Source organism: Actinoplanes sp. NPDC051513 (genome assembly GCF_044454685.1).
GTDB lineage: Bacteria > Actinomycetota > Actinomycetes > Mycobacteriales > Micromonosporaceae > Actinoplanes.
Genome location: NZ_JBITDW010000028.1, coordinates 17,639 through 35,261, shown reverse-complemented (window position 1 = coordinate 35,261; position 17,623 = coordinate 17,639). Strand labels below are relative to the sequence as shown.

Sequence of the window (17,623 nt, the reverse complement as noted above, 5' to 3'; positions counted from 1 at the left end):
TCGTGGACGGCCCCACCATCGGACTCGACCCACGAGGAGGAACGATGGAGCAGCCGACCACCGAGACGCGGCGCCCACCGGCGTCGCCCGACCAGATCCCTCCGGACCAGCAGGCCGTGCTTGTCCTGGTGACCACGACCGCGCCCGGCGCGGACCGGCTCCGCCTCGCCTCGCTCCCGCCGGCCGAGGCGCGGCGCCTGCTCGACGCCCTGCTGAACGGGGGCGCCCGGGGGACGCGCCGGGCCCGGGCCCGGAGCAGCCCGGTCGACTGGGGACTGCTCACCGACCGCGAGCGGGAGATCGCCGAGCTGGCCGGGCAGGCTCTGACGAACCGGCAGATCGCCACCCGCGTCGGCCGGTCGCCGCACACCGTGAACTACCACCTGCGTCAGATCTTCCGGAAGCTCGGCCTCGCCTCCCGGGTCGAGCTCGCCGCCCTGCTACGCGACGAGGCGCGGTCTCAGCCCCGGCCGGGACGGCCGCCGCAGAGCCGGCCTCAGACCCGGACGGGGCTGCCGTAGAGCCAGTCGAGGGCCTCCGGCCGGGCGGCCGTCATCGCCCGGTCGCGGCGCCGCTGCTCGGTACCGTCGGGCAGGTGGTAGGCGCGCAGGCCGGCGTGCGAGGCCTCGGCCACGCGCCGTACCCGGGGAAGCCTCTCCGCCGCGAACCGCCCCGGACCGTCCGGGCGGTGCAGGCAGCCGGCGAGCGCCACCGCGTCCTCGATCGCCTGGGCCGCCCCCTGGGCGAGGAACGGCAGCATGGGGTGCGCGGCGTCGCCGATGAGCGCCACCCGGCCGCGCCACGGCGCCGGCGCGGGCGCGCGGTCGTACAACGGCCACCGGCCCAGCTGCCGGGCCAGGCCGATCAGGCCGCGGACCGCGGGGTGCCATCCCCGGTACTCGCCGAGGAGCGAGGCGGCGCTGACCACAGTGCTCGCCGCGGTGGGCTGATCGGCGGGCGTGGTCACCACCAGATTGAGATACCGGCCGCCGTCGATCGGATACGCGACGCAATGCCGGTCGGGGCCGAGCCACACCACCACCCGGTCCGGCTCGGCCAGTCCGCGCGCCGCCTCCATCGGCAGCACCGCCCGGCAGGCGACGTGCCCGCTGTACCGCGGCGGATCCGGGCGGAAGGCGCCGCCCACCGCCGAGCGCAGCCCATCGGCGCCGATCACCAGGTCGGCGGTGGTCACCGTGCCGTCCTCGAAGCCCACGAGCACGTGATCCCCCTCGTCCCGCACCCCGATGCAGCGGCGGCCGAACCGGACCGCGTCCGGCCCCTGCTCCCGGCGGACGGCGTCGAGCAGGGCCCGGACCAGGGCGGCCCGTCGCATCGTGAAGTAGGGGACCTCGTGCCGGGTCAGGTCGGTGCGGCCCAGGACCGTGTCGTCGCGCCACCGGCGGATCTCCCGGCCGGCCGGGCGGACGGCGGTGGCGAAGGCGGCCTCGAGACCCAGCCCGTACAGCCCGGCGGCGGCGTTGGGCGAGATCTGGATGCCCGTGCCGTCCTCCGGGATCCCGCGATGCCGTTCGAAGACCACGCAGCGGGCGCCGCGGCGCGCGAGCCCGACGGCCGCGGTCAGACCGCCGATCCCCGCGCCGACAACGGCAATTCTCCGGTACGTCATGAGCTCCGTTCCCTCAGTAGTAGCGCAGCGCGCGGTCCCAGTCCTCGTCCCCGGCGAACAGGCCGCGGGGCTTGAGGACGTCGGTCATCGCGGTGAGCAACTGCTCCGGCACCAGCGAGCCGGGCGGCAGCGCCTCGACCCGGGCCCGCACGCCGAACGCCTCCTCGACCCCGGCCGCGAGCCGGCGGACCGCCGACTCCTGGTGCGGCGCCGCCACCTCGATCTGGATCCGCACCCCGTACGAGGTGGTGCGGGCTCGCCAGAACAGCACGCCGAACTCCGCGGGCAACCGGAACACGACCTCCTCCAGACCGGCCTGGGTGAGCCCGTCATCGGTGCCGAACCGCCCGAGGACCCGGACGGTCGGCAACGCCCAGCCGCACGGGCAGTCCCGGTTGGACACCTCGACGAGGTCGCCGATGTGGTAGCGCAGCAGCGGCATCGCAGTCCGGAACAGCGGAGTGACCACGAGCTCGCCGGCGCCCTCGGCGCTGGTCCGGCCGGCTGCCGGGTCGTACACCTCGAAGATCGCGCGATCGGCCCACAGGTGCAGGCGGCCGTGCGGACACTCGCCCGCCAGCCCGCCGGTCTCGCTCGCGCCGTACTCCTCCACGACCGGCACTCCCCAGATCCGCGAGATCCGTTCGCGCCGGGCCGGGCTCAGCGGCTCGCCGGCGACCAGCAGCGCCCGCAGCGCGGGGAAATCGCGGTCGGGGCGCAGCCCGGCGAGGCGGGCGGCGGCCGCCCAGAGCAGGGTGTCGGTCGGCAGCGACCAGGTGAGCGTGACGTCCAGGTCGTGCAGGAGGCGGACCACCTTCGCGTACGGCGTGGCCAGCGACCGGTTGTCGGCCGGCACGACGGTCGCGCCACGGGAGAGGGCGGCCGCGTGCGCCACGTGCCCGGTGAGCATCAGGGCGTACGGCGTGCGGACCATGAACGTGTCGGAGGGCTGGATGCCGACGCGGACCCGGCAGTACCGGTCGATCAGATCGGCCCAGTCGTCCCGGCTGTAGTACGAGGCCGTCGGCGTCCCGCTGCTGCCGCTCGACTCGTGATATGTGGCCAGCTCGGACCGGTCGACGGCGAGCAGCCCGAAGGGGTACGCGTCGCGCAGGTCGGCCTTGGTCGTGAGGGGGTAGCGCGACAGCTCGGCCCGGGTGGCCGGGACGCCGTCGCGGCGGGTCCGGTAGAAGGGCGAGGTGGCCGCGGCCGCCAGGGCGCCCGGCAGCGCCTCGTCCTGCACCCGGGTCAGCCCGGCGAAGTCCGCCCAGTCGCCGATGCGCGGCAGCCTTCTCGGCGCGGTGATGGTGTCCATGTCGTCTCCTCGTTCAGCACTCGGCAGGCGTTGCCCCAGAACATGGCGTGCAGATCGGCGTCGGAGAGGCCGAGCGAGCGGGCCTTGAGCAGCTCGACGCCCGGCTCCTGAAGGGGGTACTCGGTGCCGAACAGCACCCGCTGCGGCCCGAGCAGGGCGACCGCCCGCCGGGCCGTCGCCGTCAGGCACCCCGAGGTCTCGGCGAGGATCCGGGGCTCGCCGGCGATCTGCCCGAGCCCCACGAGGTCGAGTCCGGTGTGGCCGCAGTGCCCCCAGACGAAGGTGGCCTCCGGCACGGCGCGGGCCAGCCGCACGAGATCCGCCGTGCGCGCGCCCGGCCGTGCCAGGCAGGCCACGTACACCGGGTGCCCGGCCGCGGCGCCGATCGCGACCAGCTCGGCCACGGCCGGGTCGTCCAGCCGGAACCCGTGCACCGCCGGGGAGATCTCCAGCCCGCGGAACTCCCCGGCCGCCGCCCGGTACGCGGCGACGTCGCGTACCGGGTCGGCGAAGTAGAACGGCACCAGCCGGCCACCGGAGCCGGCGCACCACGCGGCGAGCCGGTCGTTGTCGGCCCGCACCTCGGCGCGGCCGCCCTCGGCGATCTGCCGGGACAGCCGGACCGGCTCGAGCAGCCCTCCGCAGGACACCGCCGCCCGGTCGATGCCGCGATCGTCCATGATCCGCAGCAGGGCCTCGGCGGCGCCGGGACCGCCGCCGAGGCGGGCGTGGAAGTCGAAGACCGTCACAGCTCGTGGCAGAGCTCGTCGATGGGATAGCCGACATGCCGTTCGCGGCCGGGCAGGTAGCCGAGCACCTCGTCGCCCGGCTTCAGCTCGGTCGAGTTGAGCACGACGCCGCCCGGCCCGAGCACCCGCACGTGCCAGTCGTCCTGGAGGATGAGGTTGAGCTCCTCGCCGGACGGCGCCACGGCGTCCACCGCGAGCAGCGGACGCGTCTCGATCTTCACCCGGCCGACGGTGACCGGCCGGGTCCGGCCGTCCGCGCGCACGGCGAGCACGGTCGACCCGGCCTTCAGCTCGCACAGGTACCGGGTGCGCTCGGCGCTGCCCAGCGTGTACGACATGATCGCCCCGGCGTTGACCCGGAACGGCCGCATCGGCATGTACGGCAACGGATGCGTCTCGCTGACACAGAGCATCAGCCCACGGGACCGGGAGCCCACCAGGATCCCCTCGTCCGGGCCCAGGTGCGAGCAGGTGTCGACGCAGGCCCGCTCCCCGGAGCCGACGTGCCGCACCCCGGTCACGGTGAGCGTGACCAGGCTCAGGTCGGGGGAGTGGCGGCGCAGCACCTCGGTGAGCTTGGTGGCGTCGCCCGGCCCGCCCGGCCGCAGCAGCACCCCGTCCGGCCCGCGCTCCAGCACCGAGACGTGCACCGAAGCCTCCTGGACACCGTCCACCTCGGTCACCACGCGACCCGGCGCGCCGTCCGCGGCGGCGAGCACGATCTCCAGCGGGATGTGGGTGGGGTCGTGGAACCGGATCACCGTGTAGTCGTCGCGGCGGACGCGCTCGCACGCCAGCTCCAGGCTCTCGGCGTCGGTGACGTCCACCCGGCTGCCGAACCGCACCCCCGGCCGGCTCCCGGCGAGCGCCGCCGGGTCGCCGTGCCGCCGCGGGTCCACCAGCACCAGGTCGGCGCCGCTCAGGTCGTCCGGAAGGGTGTCTCCGGCGACGCTGAGCACCCGGGTCACGGTGGGCGGCAGGTCGGCGAGGTCGGCCGGGTCGTCCGCGACCAGCGCATCGAACCGCAGGTGCACCGCCTCCTCGCTGACCGCGCGCCGCCACGGGCCCGCCTGCCGCAGGTCCAGCCAGCACTGCCGGCCGGTCGTCGCGGCGCTCATCGGACGGTCACCGCGGCCCGGTCGTGCACGACGGCCGCAAGCCTGCGCACCATCGCGCCCGGGTCGTCGGCCGTGAACACGAGGCGTCCCACGGCCACACCGGCCGCGCCGGCCCGCATCGCGGCTGCCATCCGGCCGAGCACCTCCTCCGGCCCGGCGCCGGGCTCGCCCCCGGCCGCGAGTACCGGCACCGAGGCGCCGGCGATGATCCGGGCGGTCGCCTCGGCGTCCTCCGGCAGCGCGGTCTTGACCAGGTCGGCGCCCAGCTCGGCGGCGATCGCGACGGCGTGCGCGACCAGGCCGGGGTCCCGGTCGTCGCGGACCGAGGGACCACGGACGTACATCATCGCGAGCAGCGGGACGCTCCAGCGTTCGCACGCCTCGGACACCGCGGCCAGGTGGGCGATCTGCGCGCCCTCGGTGAACGAGGCGGCGTTGACGTGCACGCTGACCGCGTGCGCGCCGAGCCGCAGCGCCTCCTCGACAGTGGCCACCGGGTACTTCGCGTCCGGGTCGGCGGCCATCCGGGTGCTCGCGTTGAGCTGGACCACCAGGGACAGATCGCGGAACCGGGACGGGCGGATCCGGCGGACCGCGCCCTTGTGCAGCACCACCGCGTCGGCGCCGTGCTCGGCCAGCTGTGCGGCCAGGGCATCCAGGTCGCCGTCGCGGCGGAGCGGACCGGCGCCGACGGCGTGGTCGAGCGGCACCATGAGCAGACCGGAACCGCCGCGCCGGCCGATGTGACTCATGCGCAGCCGTCGCCCGAAGGACTCGTTCGGGTACATCGCAACACCTCCTTGTGGGTAGTTCCCAGCGACTCCGACGCTAGGGAGGCGCGCCGCCGCGGCCCACTACTCATGCGGGTAGCCCGGCCGTGACCGGCGCCGCCAGGCAGGACGACGACGCAGCTCATCGCCCGGCCGGGTGACGGACGGAGGTGATCGGACGGGTAGTGCGCGCCTGCGGCGCAGTGGCGCCGTGTGATACACATGCGCTCTACCGCACCGCGCCGCCACGGGGGACACCATTGACGTCCGACGCCGGCGATGGGGGCCGCATTGCACGATCACCCCGGAACGGAGGGGCGGGGCCGTCCCGAGCGACGGCCGCGACCGAACGGCCCGAGCAGGACCCTGCTCGGCCGCGAGGAGGAGCTCGCACGGCTGACCCGCGTCCTGGACGACACGATGGACGGCGCCGGTAGCCGGCATGTGCTGGTCGGCGCCGCCGGTATCGGCAAGTCGCAGCTGCTGCGCGCCGTCGCCGGGCTCGCCGGCGCGCGGGGGCTCGCGGTGGCCGCCCGCGAGGCGTTCCGCCTCGACCAGGCGGCCCCGCTGGTGACGCTGGCGGTGGCGTTGCGCGACTGCCGGCCCGCGACCCCGGCGTTCGCCTGGCTCACCCGGCAGTCCGAGCGCGCCGACACGTTCGCCACCCTGCATCGGTTGCGCGCCTCCATGGAGCAGGCGGCGCTCGAGCGACCGCTGGTCGTCATCATCGACGATGCACAGTGGATGGACGAGTTGAGCGCGTTGGCCGTGCGCGAGCTGGTGCCCGCCCTGGCCTCCTCCCCGGTCTGCTGGCTGATCGCCGCCCGGCCGCCGTCGCCGGACGACCGGGACGGCCCGGGACAGCAGCTGGTCCGCTGGCTGCTGCGCGACGGCACCCCGCAGATCCGGGTGCCGGCGCTGGACGAGGAGGCGGTCACCCGGCTCTGCGCCGAGGTGGTAGGGGCCCGGGTGGACAGCACGGTGGTGGCGCTTGCCGCCTCCTGCGCGGGCAACCCGTTGCGAACCGAGCAGCTGCTCAAGGCGCTGGTGGCGACCGGGCAGCTGCTGGTGGCCGGCGGGGTGGGCTCGGTGGTCGGCGACGAGCTGCCGTCCACCTTCGTCGACTCGGTACGGGACCTGCTGGAGACGCTGAGCGACGCCGCCGGGCAGCTGCTGCGGGCGGTGTCGGTGTTCGGCCGCCCGTTCACCGTCGAGGGGGCGGCCCGCCTGGCCCGGCGCGAGCCGGTCGACCTGTTGCCGCTGGTGCAGGAGGCGATGACCGACTTCCTGACCGAGGACGCGGACGGCGGGCTGGTCTTCGCCCACGACCTGGTCCGCCAGGCGGTCTACGGCATGCTGCCCCGGGGGATGCGCGAGCACCTGCACCGGGAGGTGGCCGCGATCACCCGCGACGCCGGCCGTCCACCGCTCGAGGTCGCCGACCATCAGCTGCGCGGTGGCCGCGACGGCGCGGCCGACGCGGCCCGCCTGGTCCGTTCCATGCCGGCCGAGATGGCCCGGGTGGCGCCGTCGGCGGCGGCCGACATCATGCTCCGTGCCCTGTCCGGCTCCGCGCCGGACGCGCCGGACCGGGCCGCGCTGACCGCCGAGACGGTCGGCCTGCTGGCCAACGCCGCCCGGCTGGAAGAGGCCCGCAAGCTCGGCGAGGAAGCGCTCGCGGCGGGACTCGACCCGACCATCGCGGCCCGCCTGCTGCACGGCCTGGCCGAGGCGTACAAGCACGGTGGTCTCAACGAGATCTCGCTGCGCTACGCCGACCAGGCGCTCGCCCGGCCCGACGTGCCGCCGGAGATCCAGGCCCGGTTGTACGCGGTCCGCGCGCACGCCCTGCACTACCTGGGCGAGCTGGCCGCCGCCGACGAGTCGGGCGAACGGGCCGACGTGCTCGGGCGGCGCAGCGGCGAGCACGCCGCGGCGGTGTTCGGCCTGACCGCCCGCGGCCTGGTCGCCTTCACCGAGGGCCGGCTCGCCGACGCGCTGGCGCACACCCGGGAGGCGACCGCGCTGGCCGAGGTGTCCGGCGGGGAAGCCGTGCGGCGGCACCCGGGCATCTGGCTGGGTGGCATGCTCACCGTCCTCGACTCCTTCGGCGAGGCCGAGCGGGTCTTCCAGCGGGTGTTCCGGGACACCGACCGGGCGGGCACGGTGTGGGCCGAGCCGCTGCTGCACTACTTCCGCACGACGATGCTGTACGCCCGGGGCCTTCTCGAGGAGGCCACGGCGGAGGCCGAGACCGGGGTGGCGGTCGCCGAGCAGCACGCCGCCAATGCCCTGACCATGCCGTTGCTGGGCATGCTGGTGCGGATCTCGGTGCTGCGCGGCGACCTGGACCGCGCCGGCCGCCACCAGGCTCAGCTGCGGCGGCTGGCCGACGGCGGGATCACCGCGCCGCCCGAGGACGTGCTCTGGGCCGAGGCCGTGCTGCTGGCCGCGACCGGCTCGCCGCGGGACGCGTTCGTCCTGCTTCGCGACTTCAGCGCGACGTTGCCGGAGCGCCCCGCCCTGCTCGCCGCCGACCCGGTGGCGGCCGCCGATCTGGTGCGGATCGCCCGGGAGACCGGCAACCGGTGGCATGCCGGGATCGCCGCGGAGACCGCGCGGCGCCTCGCCGACGACAACCCGGGCGTGCACGCCACCGCCGGCGCTGCCGACTACGCCGAGGGACTGCTGCACGACGACCTCGAGCGGCTGTCGCGCGCCGCGGACGAGTTCGGCCTCGCCGATCGTCCGCTGGCGCGGGCCTCGGCCCTGGAGGACGCCGTGCGGCTGGGCCGGGGCACAGTGGACGATCGCCTCCTGCGCTCCTGGTACGAGGAGGCTCTGTCCATCGTGTCGGCGCGAGGGGCCGACGCCGCCCGGCACCGGATCCAGGAGGAGCTCGGCGAGTGGGCCGCCGAGCCCGCTTCACCGGCGCCGGTGAAGCCGCGCCTGCCGCAGCTCACCGACACCGAGCGCAAGGTGGCCGTCGAGGTCGCCCAGGGCAAGACGAACAGCGAGGTGGCCACCGTGCTGTTCATGTCGCGGCACACCGTCGACACCCACCTGCGGCACATCTTCCGCAAGCTCGGCCTGCGACGGCGTTCCGAGATCGCGCGGATCGTCGAGCGTGAGCGCGGGTGAATCCCGCGAACACGTGATGCCGCCGGCGGCCCCTTGTCGCGGAGCATGGCGGGAAGACCCCGTTCCCGCCCGAGCCGTCCGAGGTGGTCCGATGCCGGCCCGCGTCCTCCGAACCCCCGTGCTGATCGCCGGAGCAGGTGTCTCCGGCGCTCTCGCCGCTCTGGAACTGGCCCACCACGGTGTGCCGAGCCTCGTGGTGGAACGCGCCCGCAAGCGATCCCGGTACCCTGACCTGCTGTTGATCAGCGGCCGCAGCGTGGAGCTGCTGCGCCGGCTGGGACTGGCCGAGGTGGTGCGCGCCGGCGGGCTCGACCCGGACAGCCCGGCCGACATCGTGTGGAGCCCGGCGCTCGACCGGCCACCGGTTCTGGTGTGGCGACTCCCGTCCGCGAGCGAGCTACGGCAGACCTACGCGGCCACCCCGGACGGCAGCGCGCCGATCGAGCCGTACGTGCTCATCTCCGGCCCCGAGCTGACCTCCCGGCTGCGTCGCGCGCTGCACGAGAGCCCGCTGGCCGACCTGCGTACCGGGTGGACGCTGGCGGACGCCTGGGAGACCCAGGACGGCGTGGCCGCCACGGTCATCGACTCCGGGTCCGGCCGGCAGCACGTGGTCGAGGCCTCCTACCTGGCCGGATGCGACGGGGCGCAGAGCACGGTCCGCCGCTGCGCCGGCTTCGCGATGGAGCAGTTCGACCCGGCGGCCCCGAACTTCACCGTCTACTTCGCCAGCGCCGAGGTGGCCCGGCGCTGGGGCGGCCCGTCCGCCTGGATCACCGCCGGCGCCACCGTGATCTCCGGGCACGACGGCGACCGGTGCGTCGCCCAGCTGCCGTTCTCCCCGGACACCGGGGCCTTCACCGACCATGCCGAGCTGCTGCGCCGCCGGCTGGGACTGTCCGGCGAGCCGCCCGAGATCCTCGCCGTGGTGCAGCGGGACACCGTGCCGGCGGTGGCACGGGCGTACCGGAAGGGCCGGGTCTTTCTGGCGGGCCAGGCCGCGCACCAGACGGAATCGCCCGCGGACGACGTGGACTCCTGCATCGGCGACGGCATCGGCCTCGGATGGCGGCTCGCCGCCGCGTTCCACGGCTGGGCCGGCGACCACCTGCTCGGCGGCTACGCGGAGGAACGCCGCCGGCGGGCCGTGCTCGACCGTAAACGTGCGCGCCGCGCGCTGGCGACCAGGGACCATTTCCAGCGGCTCGTCGAGCAGGGCGCCGACCCGGAGCGGCTGGCCGAGGCGCTGCGCCAGGACGGGCCCCGGCTCGACCTGGCCGGCACCGGTCCCGCCGCGCCGGCCGGCACGCCGGGGCACCGCCCGCCCGCGTTCCTTCTCGACGGCGGTGACCAGCTCTTCGACCGGCTCGGCCCGCAGTTCACGCTGGTCGACCTGACCCGCGAGGAGGCGGGACGCCCGATGGTGCGGGCGGCGCGGGCGCGTGGCATCCCGGTCCGCCACCTGCCGGCCGGCGAGGCGGCCGCGCCCGCGGGGTGGTCGGGCCACCTCCTGCTGGTACGCCCGGACCAGCAGGTCGCCTGGTGCTCCTCCGGCGGCGCTCCCTCCGACGTCGACGGTGTGCTGGACGACGTGATCGGCCCGCGGAAGCGAATACACGAGAACACGTGATGCCGGGACGGCCCGTCCACCCGCGACCCTCGAGATCTCCACCCCGATCCCGAACGGACAGAGGGACATGCTCAGCACGAAGACAGAGAGCGGACCGGACACCGTCATCGAGGACTGGTACCTGGGCCTGGCCGGCAACCGGTCCGCGCGGCGCAACCATTGGAACACCAAGGTCATCTACTACCGCGCGGTGACCGAGCTGCTCGACGTCCGCCCCGGCCACCCGCTCACCTGGAAGAGCGTCGTGGGCGCGGCCCGACCGCGCGGGTGCCGGAGCACCTTCTACGAGGTGGCCGGCTCGCAGGCCCGGCGCGGCATGGTCGACCACCTGATCGCGCACGGGAGCATCACCTCGTACACGATCGCCCTGCACTACCGCACCGGCGACCCGGTCGTGCAGCTCATCGACGAGACGAAGGTCTGGTCGTTCTGGCCGTACCGGCAGCGCTTCCGGCCGGCCGCCGGCGACGGCGACCCCGAGCAGGTCCCCGAGTCGCTGCGCGCGCTGCTGACCGAGTGGGCAGGCGCGCACCCGGGCCTGGCGGCAGCCAATTGCTGCCGTCCGCCGGCCTGCACGGTCGAGGACCTGACCCTGCTGAGCGCGGGACGCCTCGCCCCGACGCGGGCGGAGGCCCGGGTCGCCGAGGTGTTGCGGCAGGCGATCGGCCGCTGAGCCCGAGCGTGTTCACCGGACGGCCTAACCCCATGCGGTTAGGCCGTCCGGCCATTCCTCATCGGCCGGTCAGGCCGACCACGCCGGTCGTGGCCAGCAGCGCGAGGGCGGTCATCAGCGCCTACAGCGAGATGCTGACCGCCCGATACTTGTGGACGGCGACGCCGGCGTTCGCGTGCACCTGGCCGGCGAGCGCGGACAGCATGGCGGCCCGATCGTCGACCAGGGTGCACCGCGATCGCGGTGGCCGCCGCGAGCACGGCGAACGGCAGGCCGCCCGATCTCGTCTGCGAGACCAGCGTGTAGAGCAGGCCGCCGAGCACGCCGGCCGACGCCAGCGCCGCCCCGGCCTTGGTCTCGGCGTGCCGCACCAGGTCGATCTGAAGGGTCAGGGCGCGCCAGGCGTCGTCGGTGGACATCGTTCTCCTTTGCCGGGACGAGCTCGTAGGACGGTCAGCCTCCCGCGGGCATGATGGTCCTGGGCGGACCGGGAGGGTGTCGATGGCCGGCGGCAGCGCGGCACGGACGGGCGAAGGGACGCCCGGTAGCTGGGCGCCGGGCACGTTCCTGGGCAGCCTCGGGCCGGCGGTCGCCGAGGAGCTGATCGGGCTCGGCGTCCGGAGGCGCTTCGCGAGCGGCCGTACCATCCTGCGCGAGGGCGCGGCGGCCTCGCAGGTCGTACTGATCGCCGGCGGCTTCGTCAAGGTCACCACGGCGGTGGAGGGCTTCGGCACGCTGCTCGGCATCCGGGTGCCCGGCGAGGTGATCGGAGAGATCGGCGCGCTCACCGCCAGTCCCCGCAACGCGACCGCGATAGCGTGCGGCACGGTCTCCACCGTGATCGTTCCGCGGGCCGGGTTCGAGGCGTTCCTGCGCCGGCACCCGGCCGTGGCGCAGCTGATCATGGCCATGATCGCGCGGCAGCTGAGCTGGGCCAACCGGCGGCGCAGCGACTTCGCCGCGTTCCCCGCGCACATCCGGCTCGCCCGGTTGCTGACCGAGGTGACCGAGGTGTGCGGCCGGCCGCGGCCGGACGGCTCGGTCGAGATCGTCGTGCCGCTGAGCCAGCCCGAGCTGGCCGCGATGATCGCGATCGCCAAGGCAACCGTGCAGAAGGCCGTTCACGAGCTGCGTGGCCGAGGGCTGATCAGCACCGCCTACCGCCGGGTCACGGTGCTGGATCCGGCGGGCCTGCGCCGGCTGGCGGACGGCTGACCGGGTTCTCGGCGCCGGTCCACAGCCATGCCTGGCCCCGGTATTCCTTCACGGCGACCGGCACCCGCTCGAACTGGCCGAGCGCCAGCCCCGGGTAGCCCTCCTCGACGACATCGGCGTGCAGCCGGTCGGACACCAGGGCGACGACGTCCGCGTCCGGCCGGGCGGCGACCGCGGCGCGCAGCTCGGCGCAGTCGAGCAGCCGGCCGACCTCGATGATGGACCGGCCGGCGAAGCCGAGCTCGGCCACGGTGTACGACCCCGACCCGGCCGAGATCCGCAGCCGGATCCGGTCGCCCGGGTGGGTGGCGTTGTCGGCGGCCAGCAGGCCACGCCAGCCGTGCAGCAGACCGGGCAGCACGAGATGCGCCTCGGCGCCCGGCGGCAGCACCACGGTCACGCCGTCGCCGGCCGGCTGCCGGTCGGTCTCGCGCACCTCGAGGCCGATGGCGCGCAGCACCTGCTCGAGCAGGGCCGCGACCCGGCGCTGAACCTCCCGCTGACCGGGCGTCGACCGTCCGCTGTAGCCGACCACGTCCACCCCGAAGCAGATCCGGTGCTCGACCGAGCGCGGCGCCGGCGCCGGTCGTACGGCGGCGACCAGATCCCGGGTACGCTGCGCCCGCTTGCGCACGGACTCCAGGAACGCGATGTCGTCGCCGATCCGCAGCAGCAGATTCCCGGCCAGCTCGGCGTCCGGCAGCGCGCGCTCGGGCAGCGCCCGGGTCATGTTGTCCCGCGCGATCTCGACGCCGCGGCTCATCCGCTCGAGCGACTCGAGCACGGCGTGCAGCGCGGCCTCGTCCGCGGCCAGCCCGTCGCGCACGGTGGCCGCCTCGTCGGCCTGCGCCGGATCGGCCAGCAGCGCGGTGAGGCGATCCAGCCGTCCGCCGAGCCGGTCCCGGATCCGCGCCGGTTCCTGGCCGCCGTCGTGGACCCGGGCGTGGTAGCGCACCTTCGAGGCATGCAGCAGATGGCGGCCCAGCCGGGGGAGTGTGGCATCGCCGGCGCTCCACACCAGCCGGCCGAGCCTCTCGTCCTCGTCGGGGCGGGCGAGCAGCACCATCCGCCGGGACCGGCCCGGCCCGCGCGGGGTGACCTCCCAGTACGCGAAGCCGTCCAGCATCACCGCGCGCGTCCACCACTGCTCGCCGTCGTCGTGCCGGGAGGGGAGCGCGTCGTGGACGTCGTTGCCGAGCGGGCTGCCGGCCTTGGCCAGGTAGACGAGCGTCTCGCCGAGCAGCGCCGTGTTCCCGCTCACGGTGATGTGGTCCCACCAGCGGGTGAACTCGTACCAGCCGGGCGCCACGGCGTTCACGATGCCGGCGCGGCGCGGCGCGAGCAGGGCGGCCGAGAGGTTGAGCACGTCGTGCTCGCGCCGCACCACCACCTGGAAGCCGGTCGACGGATCTTCCAGGCCCGCCGCCGGGCCCTCCGGCAGATCCGTCCAGTCCGCCGGCAGTTCGTCGGCGAGGCCGGCGCCGGGGATCGGCCGGGTCATGCCGAGCTGGGCACGGCAGCCCTGCCACACTGCGAGGATCTGGGCACTGGCCGCGCCGGCCAGGGGACCGTCGAGCGGCGCGAAGAGGTGAGCGACGAACTCCTGCTCAGCGAGGTTCCGCGGCACCGGCGGGCTTCTCCTTCCCGGGCTTCGTCCCGGATCGCGGCTGTTGCAAGGAGTGCACGAGCGGGGCGATCCGGTCGAGGACCTCGTCGGGGGCGCCGCTCTTGCCCTTGATCGGGTCGATCCTCTTCGGGGCGCAGAGCCGCAGGTCGGCGACGGCCTCGCGCACCTCGACCGGATCGCCCCCGTCGAGCCCAACGGCGATCCGGTCCAGGTGCAGCCGCACCTGCTCCCACCGCGGCGCCGGGAGCCGCCACTCCGGCAGCGCACGCAGGACGCCGAGGGCATCGGCGACGGTGTCGGTGTCCATACGACGACGGTAGTGAAGAGCGGTCCCGGCGTACGTCCTCCGATGGTGCGACCCGTTCCGGCTCCCGGGCCCTACATACCGTGGTGGGCGAACGCGGCCCACACCGCGGGCTCGGCGAGCACGCCGGGCCGGGCCGGGTAGAGCTCGCCGAGGGCCTCCGGCGGCTCGCGGTCCGGGTCGAGCATCCACGCCTGGGCCTCGCGCAGCGCCTCGCGGTCCGGCAGAGCGCGGGTGGTCCGCAGGTGGTGGACCATCGCCATCAGGCACGCCGTGGCCTCGTCGTCCACCGGCCAGCGCGAGGCGATCACGCTGACCGGCCCGGCCGTGAGGAAGGCCGACGCCAGGGTGAGCGCCTCGTCGTAGTCGGAGACGGTCAGATCGGTGACGCACGCCGACAGCACGACGAGACCGCCGGCCGCGTCCGCCGGCCGCCGCCGGGTGGCCGCCAGGATCTCCGCGACCGCCAGCTCCGACGGCCCGGCGACGACCAGGTGAGACCGATCCGGGCTCGCCCCGGTCACCGCGTGGCAGGCCAGGTGCAGGACGGCCGGGGCGGGATCGCCGGTCAGCGCCCGCACGATCTCCTCGCCGCCGGCGGCCTCGAGAACCACGCCGTCGCCGTACGCGTGTGCCTTGAGCCAGTCCACTTCGGCGCGCGCCCCGTCGAGGTCCCGGATCGGATCGGCGACCAGCACGGCGGGTCCGGTGGCGGGCCGGCGGCGCAGCACCGCCCGGAGCTGACGGGCGGAGGCCGCGTACGAGAAGGTGAGCTCGCTCAGGGCGTGCCGGGCGCCGTTGCGGGCCGCGTGCCAGGGCACCGCGCCGAGCTCGCCGACCGGCACCAGCACCACCCGGCCCGGTCCGGTCACGATCTCGCGCAGCGGCTCGACGAACGCGGGCCAGGCCCATTCGCACACGGCGCTCAGCCGCTGCCGCCAGCGCGGGTCGCCGGAGTCGGTGAGCAGGGCGTCGTGGGCCGCGCGGTAGGCGGTCAGCTCCGGCGCGTCGAGTCGCAGCAGCAACGCCGGCCGCACGGTCACCTCGCCGGTCGCGGTGACGGCGAGCAGGCGCCCGTCCAGCAGGTAGACGAGGGCGTCGGCGCCGGCGGCCCGGACCGCCGCGGCGATCTCCTCTCGCCCCGGCGCGGCGGAGAGCGGCTCGAATCCGGCCTCGTGCAGCGCAGCCAGCGCCCGCGGCCGCAGGTCCGACGGGACGGCCACGAGCGTGCCGACCATCCGCTCCACGTCGGCGACGCCGTAGGGCGACGGCTCGGCCTCCCACTCGGCGGCCAGGTCGTCGCGCCCGGCGGCGCGCAGCAGATCCGGGACGGTGCTGCCGATCATCGCGCTGTGCAGCACGATGCCCCGCCCCAGCTCCGTCGCCGCCAGCGCCGATCCGTCCTGCCCGTCCTCGAGCGCCCACTCGACGACCTCCCGGGCCAGGCCGGACGCGTGCCGGGCGGCGTCCAGCGCGTGCCGGACGCCGGTCTGGAGCAGCGCGTCGTCGCCGTGCGCGCGCAGGGCGTCCAGGCCCACGGCCACCGCCTCCGCCCGCCGCCCGGCCCCGCGCAGGGCGCGGGCCAGGCCGCCGTGCAGGAATGCCGCGAGTGGATGTCCCGGTCGCGCGGTGATCGGTCCGGACCGCGCCCGCTCGAACCGCGCGATCGCGTCCCGCAGGTGCTCGTCCTTTCCGGACTGTTCATGACGGAGCAGCGCCACCTGCGCGCCGACCAGCACGAGCGCGGCCCGGTCCGGCTCCGGCGCCCGCGGGTCGGCGGCCGCCTCGTCGATGCGGGCGAGCGCCCGATCGCCCGCGTCCGGGTCGCTCATGTCCGGGTCGCCCATGCCCGGGTCGCCCACGTTCGGGTCGCCCATGTCCGGGTCGCCCAGGGCGCCGTCGAGCAGGTCGGCCAGCGCGCCGGCCGCCCGCAGCGCCGGCCGGCCCGAGACCTCGACCGCGAGCTCGGCGTCCGCCCGGCGCATCTGGTCGATGCCCCGGCGCAGATCGCCCGGCCCGCCCCGGATCAGGTACGCCAGCCCGAGCCCCGCGTCCAGCCGGGACCGCCACGGGTGGGTCCGGTCGATGCCGCTCTCGAGCTCGCCGATGACCTCGTTCAGCTCCTCCCGGTCGCCGTGCCGGATGGCCAGCACGGTCCGCGACATCAAGCCGGCCATCGCGACCACGGCGCCGTCCGCCCGCGACGGATCGAGGACCTCCTGCGCCTCGGCGAGCAGGGCGAGCCCCGCCTCGGCGTCCGCCCGCAGGCCCTGGAGGAGCGCGCGGTCCCCGAGCAGGGTGCCGAGCATGGCGGTGGCCACCGGGCGCAGCTCGTCGCCGGGCGGCAGCGTCCGCAGGGCCCGGTTGAGCTCGACGACCGCGGCGCGCAGGTCGTCGGCCGAGCCCCCGGTGCGCCCGCGCAGGGTCAGCGCCAGGGCCCGCAGGAACCGGTCGCGCCCGTCCTCGCTCCCGGCGGCCAGCCGATCGGCCAGCTCCACCGCCCGCTCCACGCCGGACCGGTCACCGGTCTGCGCGCTCGCCGAGACGAGCAGCCCGGCGAGCTTGCGGACCGTGTCGCGGCGCAGCGGATCGTCGCCGGTCATCGGGTCGAGCGTGTCGGTCAGCACCGGCATCAGCCCGGTCAGCGTCTCGGGGAGCCCGGCGGGGGAGCGCTGGGCGAGCAGCGCGCCGGCCTCGGCCAGGATCACCGGCCGCAGGCGGTGCCCGGCGGGCAGTTGCCGGAGCACCGCGATCAGGGCGGAGCCGAGCTGCTCGCCGGGCGCGTCCTCCGCCGTTGCCTGGACGAGATCGAGCAGCGAGGCCGGGAGCGGCCCGAGGGCGGTGAGGGAGCCGAGCCCGGCGAGCGACAGGCCGGCGGGGGAGCCGCTGAACAGGTCGAGGCCGACGATCATCGCGTCGGCGGCCTGGCGTACCGGGGCGCCGGGCGGCTCGTGCTCGGTGACCCAGCGCATGTGCGCGCGGGCGCGGTCGCGGTCCGCGCGCCGCCCCGGCTCGTCCATCTGCCCGCCGAACAGCGCCATGACGATCGCCATCGCCTGGTCTCCCTGCTGATCGCCGGTGGCGTCCGGCCGGATCGGCACCGCGCGGAAGAACAGCAGAGTGCCCCGCACGATGTGCGTCCGGGTGACGTCCTCGTGCGGCACGGTCAGCGCCTCGTCGAGCAGGTCGACGGCCTCGTCCCGGTCGTCCTCCGCGGCGCCCTCCCGCAGGTAGCGCGCCGCCAGCCGCAGACCCAGCGCCAGGGCCGCGCGGGCGGCCGTGGGACCGCCCGGCGGCGCCTGGGCGTACCGCTCCCGCAGTGTGTCGATGTCGGCGTCCATGCCCTCTCCCGCCCGGGTCGCGTGGGTACGGCAGTGAGCACATACCGGGGCCGCCCGGACGTCATCGGCCGAGCGGGTATTTCCCTCGGGAGCAGCGCGGATTCAGCCGG

The 17,623-nt window shown here is 75.5% G+C and carries 14 protein-coding genes; 5 read left to right on the top strand and 9 right to left on the bottom strand.

Going from position 1 to position 17,623, the window contains the following annotated elements; translation table 11 throughout:
- The first annotated feature begins 44 nt into the window (after positions 1 to 44).
- Positions 45 to 521 carry a helix-turn-helix transcriptional regulator gene (locus ACIA5D_RS44105; RefSeq protein WP_396036636.1) on the top strand — a complete coding sequence of 159 codons (477 nt, stop codon included), beginning with the start codon at positions 45 to 47 and terminating at the stop codon, positions 519 to 521.
- Here the strand turns inward: ACIA5D_RS44105 and ACIA5D_RS44100 are convergent.
- Genes ACIA5D_RS44100 through ACIA5D_RS44080 form a run of 5 tightly spaced genes read right to left on the bottom strand, consistent with a single transcriptional unit; the run spans position 497 to position 5,600 of the window.
- A complete protein-coding gene (locus ACIA5D_RS44100) occupies positions 497 to 1,630 on the bottom strand; it encodes an FAD-dependent monooxygenase (protein ID WP_396036635.1) in 1,134 nt (377 codons plus the stop codon). The genes ACIA5D_RS44105 and ACIA5D_RS44100 overlap by 25 nt on opposite strands.
- A gap of 13 nt (positions 1,631 to 1,643) precedes the next feature.
- On the bottom strand, positions 1,644 to 2,945 hold the full coding sequence (locus ACIA5D_RS44095) for an AMP-binding protein (protein WP_396036634.1): 1,302 nt from the start codon (positions 2,943 to 2,945) through the stop codon (positions 1,644 to 1,646).
- The gene (locus ACIA5D_RS44090; protein WP_396036633.1) at positions 2,879 to 3,694 is read right to left on the bottom strand and encodes an amidohydrolase family protein; all 816 of its coding nucleotides are present in this window, start codon (positions 3,692 to 3,694) and stop codon (positions 2,879 to 2,881) included. Before ACIA5D_RS44090 ends, ACIA5D_RS44095 begins: the two co-directional genes overlap by 67 nt.
- Entirely contained in the window at positions 3,691 to 4,812 is a 1,122-nt protein-coding gene (locus ACIA5D_RS44085) for a 3-dehydroquinate synthase II family protein (RefSeq protein ID WP_396036632.1), read from the bottom strand. Before ACIA5D_RS44085 ends, ACIA5D_RS44090 begins: the two co-directional genes overlap by 4 nt.
- On the bottom strand, positions 4,809 to 5,600 hold the full coding sequence (locus ACIA5D_RS44080; protein WP_396036631.1) for a 2-amino-3,7-dideoxy-D-threo-hept-6-ulosonate synthase: 792 nt from the start codon (positions 5,598 to 5,600) through the stop codon (positions 4,809 to 4,811). Before ACIA5D_RS44080 ends, ACIA5D_RS44085 begins: the two co-directional genes overlap by 4 nt.
- Before the next feature lie 261 nt (positions 5,601 to 5,861).
- On the opposite strand from ACIA5D_RS44080, the gene ACIA5D_RS44075 reads away from it, so the two are divergent.
- From ACIA5D_RS44075 to ACIA5D_RS44065, 3 genes are all read left to right on the top strand, one after another.
- Positions 5,862 to 8,723: an ATP-binding protein gene (locus tag ACIA5D_RS44075; RefSeq protein ID WP_396036630.1), complete on the top strand. Its 2,862-nt coding sequence runs from the start codon at positions 5,862 to 5,864 to the stop codon at positions 8,721 to 8,723.
- Between the two features lie 91 nt (positions 8,724 to 8,814).
- Entirely contained in the window at positions 8,815 to 10,353 is a 1,539-nt protein-coding gene (locus ACIA5D_RS44070; protein ID WP_396036629.1) for an FAD-dependent monooxygenase, read from the top strand.
- A 67-nt stretch (positions 10,354 to 10,420) separates the two neighbouring features.
- Positions 10,421 to 11,026, top strand: a complete 606-nt coding sequence (locus ACIA5D_RS44065; RefSeq protein WP_396036628.1) for a hypothetical protein — start codon at positions 10,421 to 10,423, stop codon at positions 11,024 to 11,026.
- A gap of 38 nt (positions 11,027 to 11,064) precedes the next feature.
- On the opposite strand, the gene ACIA5D_RS44060 is transcribed toward ACIA5D_RS44065, so the two are convergent.
- Positions 11,065 to 11,445: a hypothetical protein gene (locus tag ACIA5D_RS44060; protein ID WP_396036627.1), complete on the bottom strand. Its 381-nt coding sequence runs from the start codon at positions 11,443 to 11,445 to the stop codon at positions 11,065 to 11,067.
- Between the two features lie 82 nt (positions 11,446 to 11,527).
- Between ACIA5D_RS44060 and ACIA5D_RS44055 the strand changes: the two genes are divergently transcribed.
- Positions 11,528 to 12,241, top strand: a complete 714-nt coding sequence (locus ACIA5D_RS44055; protein ID WP_396036626.1) for a Crp/Fnr family transcriptional regulator — start codon at positions 11,528 to 11,530, stop codon at positions 12,239 to 12,241.
- Here the strand turns inward: ACIA5D_RS44055 and ACIA5D_RS44050 are convergent.
- The 3 genes from ACIA5D_RS44050 to ACIA5D_RS44040 all read right to left on the bottom strand — a co-directional run bounded on the left by ACIA5D_RS44050 (position 12,195) and on the right by ACIA5D_RS44040 (position 17,513).
- Positions 12,195 to 13,868 carry a CATRA conflict system CASPASE/TPR repeat-associated protein gene (locus tag ACIA5D_RS44050; RefSeq protein ID WP_396036625.1) on the bottom strand — a complete coding sequence of 558 codons (1,674 nt, stop codon included), beginning with the start codon at positions 13,866 to 13,868 and terminating at the stop codon, positions 12,195 to 12,197. The two genes, ACIA5D_RS44055 and ACIA5D_RS44050, sit on opposite strands and share 47 nt — an antisense overlap.
- Entirely contained in the window at positions 13,849 to 14,175 is a 327-nt protein-coding gene (locus ACIA5D_RS44045) for a CATRA system-associated protein (protein WP_396036623.1), read from the bottom strand. Before ACIA5D_RS44045 ends, ACIA5D_RS44050 begins: the two co-directional genes overlap by 20 nt.
- Positions 14,176 to 14,246: 71 nt before the next feature.
- Positions 14,247 to 17,513 carry a CHAT domain-containing protein gene (locus ACIA5D_RS44040; protein ID WP_396036622.1) on the bottom strand — a complete coding sequence of 1,089 codons (3,267 nt, stop codon included), beginning with the start codon at positions 17,511 to 17,513 and terminating at the stop codon, positions 14,247 to 14,249.
- Positions 17,514 to 17,623: the final 110 nt, after the last annotated feature.